Annotated in this window: 7 protein-coding genes; 4 read left to right on the forward strand and 3 right to left on the reverse strand. The window is 61.5% G+C overall.

The window, feature by feature from the left end:
* Positions 1-498: 498 nt before the first annotated feature.
* Genes EN850_RS32740 through EN850_RS32755 form a run of 4 tightly spaced genes read left to right on the forward strand, consistent with a single transcriptional unit; the run spans position 499 to position 3453 of the window.
* Positions 499-795 (forward strand): DUF2604 domain-containing protein, encoded by a 297-nt coding sequence (locus tag EN850_RS32740; protein ID WP_024505654.1) that lies wholly within the window; start codon positions 499-501, stop codon positions 793-795.
* Positions 788-1405, forward strand: a complete 618-nt coding sequence (locus EN850_RS32745) for a putative metal-binding protein (protein ID WP_024505653.1) — start codon at positions 788-790, stop codon at positions 1403-1405. Before EN850_RS32740 ends, EN850_RS32745 begins: the two co-directional genes overlap by 8 nt.
* Complete coding sequence (locus EN850_RS32750) at positions 1402-1890, forward strand: Mov34/MPN/PAD-1 family protein (RefSeq protein ID WP_024505652.1); 489 nt, start codon at positions 1402-1404, stop codon at positions 1888-1890. The genes EN850_RS32745 and EN850_RS32750 overlap by 4 nt, the downstream gene beginning before the upstream one ends.
* Before the next feature lie 3 nt (positions 1891-1893).
* Positions 1894-3453, forward strand: a complete 1560-nt coding sequence (locus tag EN850_RS32755) for an E2 ligase fold family C protein (protein WP_024505651.1) — start codon at positions 1894-1896, stop codon at positions 3451-3453.
* 206 nt (positions 3454-3659) lie between these two features.
* Here the strand turns inward: EN850_RS32755 and EN850_RS32760 are convergent, their stop codons facing one another.
* From EN850_RS32760 to EN850_RS32770, 3 genes are all read right to left on the reverse strand, one after another.
* Positions 3660-6128, reverse strand: a complete 2469-nt coding sequence (locus EN850_RS32760; RefSeq protein WP_063169237.1) for a S8 family peptidase — start codon at positions 6126-6128, stop codon at positions 3660-3662.
* Positions 6129-6145: 17 nt separating this feature from the next.
* Complete coding sequence (locus tag EN850_RS32765) at positions 6146-7132, reverse strand: ATP-binding protein (RefSeq protein WP_024505649.1); 987 nt, start codon at positions 7130-7132, stop codon at positions 6146-6148.
* A gap of 355 nt (positions 7133-7487) precedes the next feature.
* Positions 7488-8736 (reverse strand): DUF3363 domain-containing protein (locus EN850_RS32770; RefSeq protein ID WP_135897786.1); only part of this gene is annotated, 1249 nt, incomplete at its 5' end.

An 8736-nucleotide genomic window follows, 5' to 3' on the forward strand; every position in this document is an offset into this window, starting at 1 on the left:
TGATGAGGCATGGTCTCGCAGCGGACCCGTTCCGACAGATGCTGCACCAGGGACGAGGCGACCTTATCCAACAAGGCACCACTTGCGCTGTTTGTGGAGACGAGCGTCGGCTGCATCCATGCGGCTGCTTGAGTGGTGAAGACTCTGAACGACGGTTCCTACGGCGCTGCCGGCGCAATCGGCTGCTTGGGGGACGCGTGACGCAGTCAAAGCTCCCCTTGCCAAGCACGGAGCAGGCGAGTGAGAGAGCAGATGAATAGGCGTGTCGCCAATATTTTTGCATTGCTCTAATCGATTATAGTTGTGAGGAGCAATTTGAGACCATTTACTTGCGGCTCAAGTCACCCATAAAAGAAGGCAAGCACCGATTCGGTAGCTTATCCCCTGTCTTTCGCGTACTCGCGGCCGTGGCGCCGGGTGAACGATTGAAGACCGCCGGTCTCACTCGCAGGTGGGCGCCAGGGCGTGGGGCGGTTGGCAAGCCACAGGAGTAGGACAATGTCGAAGGATTCGGGTAAGGGCGATAATCACGGCGGCGGACCGGGCAAGATCGAGATCACGGTGGTGGTGAACGGCCAGCCCACGCAGGTCGAAGCCAATCCCAACCAGCCGCTTCACGTCATTCGTACCAAAGCCCTTGAGAACACGCAGAATGTCGCCCAACCAGCCGAGAATTGGGAATTCAAGGATGAGGCCGGCAACTTGCTCGATGTCGACAAGAAGCTTGGCGACTTCGGTTTCCCGAATACTGTGACCCTGTTCCTCAGCCTGAAGGCGGGCGTCGCAGGTGCCTAAACACCAAAGTGTGGATCCGGAGGTCTCCCGAGCGAAGTTTGATCGGGAGATCGGCCGGTTCCGGCCATATGCTGATGTCTATCGGGCTCAGGGCTGCTTCTTGATCGAGGCGACCTTTCCGCGCGCTTTCTTCATTTTCGCCAGCCCCAAGTTAAAGCCACGGGTGGTCAGCGCAGCGAGCGAGGTCGACTTCACCGACTACGACTTAAGACCACCGTCCGTGGTCTTCGTCGATCCGTTTACGCGTCATCCGATTGCCCGGAAAGATCTATACCTGAAAATGCTTAGACGTCCGCCGCTGCCCGGAACGCCGCCGGAGATGATAGGAGCTCTCATCCAGCAGAACGCCGTGCCGCTGACGGACTTCATCCAGGCCAACAGTCCCGAGGACGAACCATTCCTGTGCATGGCGGGCGTCCGGGAATACCACGACAATCCAGCCCATTCAGGTGATCCATGGCTGCTTCATCGGGGTTCTGGCGAAGGCTGTTTGGCCTTCATCCTGGACAAGATCATCAAGTACGGAATCGTTCCTATAGAGCAGTTGCAGATTCAACTCCAACCGACAATCGTAGGAATGGTGGTATCCCCTCAGGCGATACAAGAATGACTGGTTTGAGAGATGTAACGATCGTGACTCTCCCGCGCGGCTGCATCTCGACCACGCATGGGCATCTGCGCTCAGTTGGTCGCGAGGGCAATGAGGGGATGGCGCTCTGGGTCGGCGTTCAGCAAGAGCGGCACTTTGCCGTAACAGAGACGGTTATCCCGGCGCAGCGTCACATTCGGACAAACGATGGCGTTTGCGTGATCGTTGCGGCCGAAGAACTGCACCGGCTCAATGTCTGGCTCTACAAAAGCGGCCTGAAACTCTTGGCCCAGATTCACAGCCATCCGGGCCGCGCCTACCATTCGACGACGGACGACGCTTATGCGGTTGCTACCACGGTTGGGTGTCTGTCGCTGGTAGTGCCGAATTTCGCCCGCGAGCCTTTCGATTTTGCTCGGGTCGCCGCCTATCGGCTTGACGAAAAGGCCAAATGGAATGCGCTCCCTCCCGCGGCACTGTCGCGAATGATCATGATATCGAGTTGAACAATGGCATTCGCTAACTTCATCGATCGCGCCGCCACGGCGGCATCTCAGGTCCTGGCCGATTTTCATCTGGGAGACTTCAAAGCAGCTCTTGAAAAGCAGGTCGTGGCAGTCGCCTTCGACCATCAGGCCGCTTCCTGCGCCGAAGGCCAGGCGACACTAGATCTTGCGGTGAGATTGCTCGCTAGGCTCTACCCGGTTCTGGCGATACTCCCGCTGGACAGCGCGGCGAGCTCTCAAGCCCAAGCGCTGGAGCGCTTGGCAAAGTCGATCAATCCAAAAGTCGGCATCCGGCGTTCCGGCAAGTCTGCCACCGTCTGCGTCGTTGCAGGGGTAACGCGCCCATCACTCCGGTGCCCGATCTTTTTCGTGGGATCGGACGGTTGGGCGGCAAAGCTGTCGCGTACGGACCCGGTGGGCTCTGGCCCAAGTCTGCTGCCTTATGGAGCTGGCGCCGCCAGTTGCTTCGGCGCCGCCAACGTCTTTCGAACTATCTTCGCTGCCCAGTTGACCGGCGCCGAGTTGGACGAAACCATCGACCTCTCGCTATGCAGCTACGACAAGACCAAAGCCGGAGAGCCTGGCCCGATCGACTTCCCAGTCGACCTTGGCGAAACCCACCTCGTTGGGCTCGGTGCGATAGGCCATGGCTCGCTTTGGGCGCTAGCGAGACAACCCGATCTCAAAGGTCGTCTGCATGTAATCGATCACGAAGCGATCGAACTCTCAAACCTGCAGCGCTACGCATTGGCTGGCCAGGCGGAGATTGGTATGTCCAAAGCGGTTCTTGCAGCCACCGCCCTTAGATCGACTGCCCTTGAGGTCGAGGCGCACCCTCTGACGTGGGCAGAATATGTTGCGCGCCGGGGCAATTGGGTCTTCGACCAAGTGGGTGTGGCGCTTGACACCGCCGCCGACCGTCTGGCTGTCCAAGGTGCACTGCCGCGATGGATCGCAAACGCTTGGACGCAGGAGCACGATCTCGGTATCTCCCGGCATGGTTTCGATGACGGCCAGGCTTGCCTTTGTTGCATGTACCTGCCATCCGGAAAATCCAAGGACGAGCACCAGCTGATTGCCGAGGAACTCGGAATACCGGAAGCACACGAGCAGGTGAAAACGCTCCTGCAGACCAATGCCGGAGTTCCCAACGACTTTGTAGTTCGCGTGGCTACAGCGATGGCTGTGCCGTTTGAACCGCTAGCCCCGTTTGTCGGCCAGCCCCTGCGCTCCTTTTATCAGCAGGCTATCTGCGGCGGTCTGGTGTTCCAGCTTAGCGAAGGAAGTCGCCGCGTTCGAACTGTGGTTCCGATGGCCTTTCAGTCGGTGCTTGCCGGGATTATGCTTGCCGCGGATTTGGTCAAACATAGTGCGGGGTTTCCCATGAGCCCGACGACGAGCACTCGGGTGAATCTTCTGCGCCCCCTTGGCTCTCACTTGCACGATCCGAAGGCCAAGGACTCCAGCGGCCGCTGCATCTGTAGCGACGACGATTTCATTGCCGCTTACAGGCGCAAATACGGCGAGCGCGTTGATCAGGTAAGCGATGTCTCGGCCGCCTAAACAGACGCGCACCTCTCCGTAGACGCAGGGGGCGCGGCTTGTGGGCGTGACCATGGGCGCCATTATCACACGCTTGGCCCGCTCCTTTGCCGGCCTATCGTCCTCCGCGCATGATCCCTGTTGCCGACGTGATGATCCAGCACCAGCCGCCATGGCACCAGAGGCTGGTCAAACCTCCGTTGTTGGCCGGTTTGGACAGTGCTGCATCAGGTCTCGACCGACGTCTCGACAGTCAGGGCTGCTTCGACGGGTGTGAAGATGTCAACATCGACCCCAGGCGCCCGCATCGTCACAATCAGGGCGTACCGAGCCAGAGCGTCGACGCGTTCGAGGTAAGGCTTCTCCTTCCACCAGCCCCCGACCGGGAACACGCCGATCGCATCACGCTCGGCGAGATCGGCGGCGCTGCCCGACCAGAAATCGGCGTGCAACGAGCCGCGATCGCGGAAGGTGCCGAGCAGCCACTCTTCTCCGCCTCCAGCAGGCGCCCCTTCCTCCTCGTCCCGAGCGGCCTGATTGATGCGGGCTCGGAATTCGTCGACTGTCTCGGTCGCTGACTTTACTCTGAACCGAAGACCATGGGACGCGTAACGATGCCGGCGGGTCCATCCGCGTTCACCGGGGTTGGGTTCGATGAAATAGGACAGCGTGACGCGGAGCTCGACCTGGGCAGCGCCGAGCGCCGCGAGCTGCTCCTTCGGCCAAGGCAGGCGATGCAGCTTCATGTCACGCGTTTTGGCAGCCGCGCCGCCCTCGCGCTGGAAAGGCTGAAGCTCATCTTCAACGATAAGCGTGAGGTCGTTCACCGTTGACAGAAGCGCGCGCCCAAGATCTGGCACGCCGTAACCATAGCGCCGCACGAGCGCCTGGATCTCGCCCTTCGCTCCGTTGCACGCATCGATGCGTGCGCGCATCGCCGGAGTCCATTCGGCCGAGTGGACGATCAGGGCGCGAACCGTTTCAGGCCACAGCTCGGGGCGCGCTGATAGAATTAGTCCCGCCATCCGTGCGGCATGGGCCGTTGCCGCGCTCGTATCTCCGAGGGTGGTGAAGTGGCGCAGTTCGGGTCGATAGAAAGTGGTCAATATCTGCAGATCGTCGATCGGCTCGCCAGGCAACACACCGTCATGGGCGAGATTGCCGCCTTCGAAGACGACCTCGGGCTTCACCGGCCACTGCCTGTCCCAAACGACCGAAGTGCGACTGCGCGGCGAGAGCTCGCCGACCGGCGCGATCGGAGCGTAGCCCGCAAAGTCGGTGTCAATGATATCGACCTTTTCTGTGAAAGCGCCGACCGTCAGCGCATTCCAGGCCTGAGAAGGATCATCGACTGCTTCCAGATCGTTGCGCGTCAAATGCTCGGCCGGCATGAGGTCATCGCCGATATTGCCGGCAGAGAGAACGATCAAGCGTCGCTGCTCCTCTTCGAAACAGAGTTGGTCGATAGCGGCAGACCACGATGTGGGCCTTCCACGCGCCGGACTGGCGCTTGTCACAGCCATTGCGATCGCGCGGCGGCGCTCCGGCGCCTGCACCTCGGCGCGGGCGATCGCTTCCGCGGTGATCGAGCCATAGAGTTCTGGATCGTTTGCCTCGTCTTCTGGCGGAAGGATACGGACACTCTCCAGCCGAAAGGGCAATGGAACTGGATCGCCTCCGACCAGGAGCGGGACCAGATCACCGTACAGGCCGACACCTGCCATTCGCGTCCCGTGGCCGCTCCACGCAGGTGTGTCGTCGCTGCCCCATGCCGGTTTGACGGTGTGCCAGTCTTCAACGGCAAGTGCGGGTTCGATCAACGGGTGGGTGCGACGTACGCCGCTGTCGAGAATGCAGACCGCAATATCGGATTGAGGCGGTCTGACGCGCCCGAGAAGCTCGTCGCTCCAGTCCCTTTGCTCCGCGCCGCCAAGGCCCATGAAGAAGGACGGCGTATCCTTCGCGCGCCGCAGCTCGGCGACGACATCGCTGTGCGCAATCATGCGGTCGAGCATTGCCGTGCTGGCGAGTGCCAGCATGACCACCCGCTCCGGAAACCTGACCGCATGCGTGCGCAAAGTGATGTTCAGGGCTTCGGCAATGTGCTCGAAGTTCTCGCGGCGACCGTCGCGCAGCCAGACTTCCCACCACACCTGCTCGTCAGCGGCCTGGGGGAAGAGGTCGTCGTGGTCGGTAAACAACGATCGTGCAGTCGCCAGCCTGACTGTCTCCATGCGGGAGACGAGCGGCTCGTTGCGCGGTCTGCCGCGGTCAGTGTCAACGTCTCGATACGCCTCGACTTTCCGCAAATAATAGGCTTGCGCGCTTTGCGGCAGGAACACCGACGCTGTGATGGGAGCACCGGGTTGAGTTGGCTCATGGACGGCGACCAGCTCCATGTGCTGGCGACGATCGGCCAACTGGTCGAGGGCCGCCCGTCCGGACATGGGCAGATCGATCTCGAGGTAAAAGCCAGGCGTGCCGACCGACAGCTGGGGGTCACGCGCCGCAATCTGCTGGCGTGCACTTTCGACCGCTTGTTCGATGGATTGCGTCAAGGCCGCAGCATGCGACGCCCGATCACGCGCCGGCAGCGGCGGTGCATGTATAAGTTGGTTGGGCCGCCGATAGGCTTCCCGAATGCCGTTGTTGCGAAGGTGGATATGGGCGCGGTCGCGCGGAAAATCGTCTGCCATTATGATCTGTGCTGTCGCTACTCAGACAGCGAAGCCTGCCGGCGTTCCTTCAGAGCGTCGATGAGCGCTTCCGAGGTGATCCGCTTCCCCCCCCGCAATATGATGGTTTTTGCAGCGTCGTCGGCCGCGCGGGTGATCTCGGCCTGCGACAGTCTCTCTGCCTGAGAGATCGCCTCGTTCCAGGCAAGCCCTCTGGTGTCGAAGCGGTCGAGTCGAGCCCGAAGCAGCGCCTCGATAATCGGCCGATCGGGCACGGCGTATTCGATGACATCGTCGAAACGGCGGAACAAAGCTCTGTCGAGCAGCTCGGGATGATTTGTTGCCGCAATAATCAGGCTGTGGCTGTCGTCTTGCTCGAGAAACTGCAGAAACGAATTCAGCACGCGCCGAATCTCGCCAACATCCTGGCGTTCGCCTCGACGCGCGCCGATGGCATCGAATTCGTCAAAGAAGTAGACGCCCCGCGTCGCCTGCATTGCATCAAAAACAAGCCGCAGCTTTCCGGCAGTCTCTCCCATGAACTTGGTGATCAAACCATCGAGGACGATCATGAAAAGGGGCAGATGAAGCTCCCCGGCCAATGCCGATGCGGTCATCGTCTTGCCTGATCCTGGCGGGCCGACCAGAAGCAGTTTGCGACGGGGAACAAGCCCGTGCTCGCGCAAGCTTGCTTGTTGGCGCTGCTCTCCCAGCACGCGGTGCAGGCGCGAGCGCAGACTGTCCGGCAAAATCATGTCCGTCAGTCGCAGGTCCGGATAGCGCACATGCAGGAGGCCTGCGAGTTCGCCCTTTGGCTGAAAAAGGGGAACCGGCCGACTGCTCTTGGCAATCCGGGCGTCCCTGCTCTTGGCTGCGTCGACCAGATCCTTGAGCTCCTGAGCAAGCTTGCCATGGCCTTGACGTGCCTCATGCGCAGCAAGCTGCATCGCGATAGAGAGGAAACGATCCTCGTCGCCGGCAATGTGGCTTTTAAGCAGCGTCACGATATGGCGGGCCGTGGTCATGGCTCTCTTCTGGGGTATCCGTTTACTTGGCGAAGCGCATGCAACCTAAACGCTTTCAACGGCGATTTGTAACGCGCAATGGTGTTTTTTCTCTTGTCGATGTTCGCCCGTGGCAACTTCAGCGGTGAACTGTTGCGCCGCGGTCATAGGCCAGCCGGAATAACGCCGGCCAGCAGACAACAGTCCGCATCTTCGAGCGCTCGAAGTCTGGCCACTCACGCAGCGTGTCGGGTCCGAACGCTCCAAAGCCGCCCCGCCTGGCAGGTCCATGCGACCGATTGCGGGCGTGCGGCCATAAGGTCTACGCGGGCTCGCATGGCTGCCCGCGCCGCTGGCTAAAAAGCTGTACACCATCTCACGAAACACCAGGTCCGCTCCTTTGCCGGCCGACGGTCCATGAAATCCCCTCCCCACTCACGACACCGGAGACCTCCTTGCCCACATGGCGCTCAAGCACCGGCCGCCATGGCACCAGCGTGAACTCGCGCGACTTTTCAACGACGGCATATTTTCCGCTGGCAAGCTCGACGGAGCGGCGGAGCGTACCCTCTACTCGTCCTCCGGATCGCGCTTCGGCATAGGGCAGGCCAAGTTCCTCCGACAGTTGGCCAGCAACACGGTTCAGTTCTCGCTGGCGCAGGATCGAAAGCATGTTGGCTCGATAGACGATCCCATCCTGTTCTTTATGCGCGAGGCCTTGCGCGATCAGCCACTGCCGCCGGCGAGCTTGCGCCTCTCTCACGTCGCGGCCGAAGCCGGATCCGTGCAAAGGCTCGGGTCTATCGGCAACCAGCTCCCGGTCGAGCCAGGTGGCGCCGTTGAAGCTGACCTGTCGCTCCAGCGCCATTGAGGAGAGCTTGTCGGCAACGACAGGCTCGGCCCTGGCCCGCTGGCCCTCATAATTCGCGACGCGATCGAGATGGTCCGGCGCGATGAGCCAGGTGCCGTTCGGCTCTCGCTCGACGCCGCCGGTCGCGCGGCGGATCGCCTCCAGCCGCCGCACATGCGTTCGCGCAAAGCTCTCGGTGGCGGATGGGTCATGCTTCAGGTGCATATCGACGTCGTAACGGCCGCCATGCGCGGCGGCGATTTCGGCGATGGTACGATCGACCTGCCTCGGCTCGGTGTTCCTTGGCGCGACACGCACGATGCAGCCATTAGGCATCGTTTCCATCGCCTCGCCTCTACCGATGTTGATCCAATGGCTCTTACCGTCGACGGCGTCGACGATCATGTAATGGCGGTCATTGATCTCGTCGGCCAGTCCACGCGCGACAACGCGACCGACGAGAGACTGGACGGGCTCGCCGGATCGATCGTGGATCACCCAGTCGGCGGCCCTGCGGGCAAGCCCCTTGCCGGTCAGTTCGCGGTGCATGGTCTTGATGATGTCGCCGCGTTCGCCGGTGCGGCGCAGCGTGGCTTCGAGCTCATCGTCGAGGCGCCAGGAGCCAGCGCCGACCTCCGCGGCCAGACCCATCCGCTCGAGCTTGCGCAGCCGTCCCTGGTGCAGCGTCTGGCGAATGGCGTCGGGACCGCCCGGCGAGACCAGGCCGTCATCATCACGCATGCTGAGCAGCCGACGGTCGATGCTGGTGAAGCGT

It is taken from the genome of Mesorhizobium sp. M8A.F.Ca.ET.207.01.1.1, from assembly GCF_004794715.1.
GTDB lineage: Bacteria > Pseudomonadota > Alphaproteobacteria > Rhizobiales > Rhizobiaceae > Mesorhizobium.

Excerpts from the sequence above, each read along its gene's own strand:
- EN850_RS32740 (WP_024505654.1), top strand. The coding sequence starts at position 499 with ATGTCGAAGGATTCGGGTAAGGGCGATAATCACGGCGGCGGACCGGGC.
- EN850_RS32750 (WP_024505652.1), top strand. The coding sequence starts at position 1,402 with ATGACTGGTTTGAGAGATGTAACGATCGTGACTCTCCCGCGCGGCTGC.
- EN850_RS32755 (WP_024505651.1), top strand. The coding sequence starts at position 1,894 with ATGGCATTCGCTAACTTCATCGATCGCGCCGCCACGGCGGCATCTCAG.
- EN850_RS32760 (WP_063169237.1), bottom strand. The coding sequence starts at position 6,128 with ATGGCAGACGATTTTCCGCGCGACCGCGCCCATATCCACCTTCGCAAC.
- EN850_RS32765 (WP_024505649.1), bottom strand. The coding sequence starts at position 7,132 with ATGACCACGGCCCGCCATATCGTGACGCTGCTTAAAAGCCACATTGCC.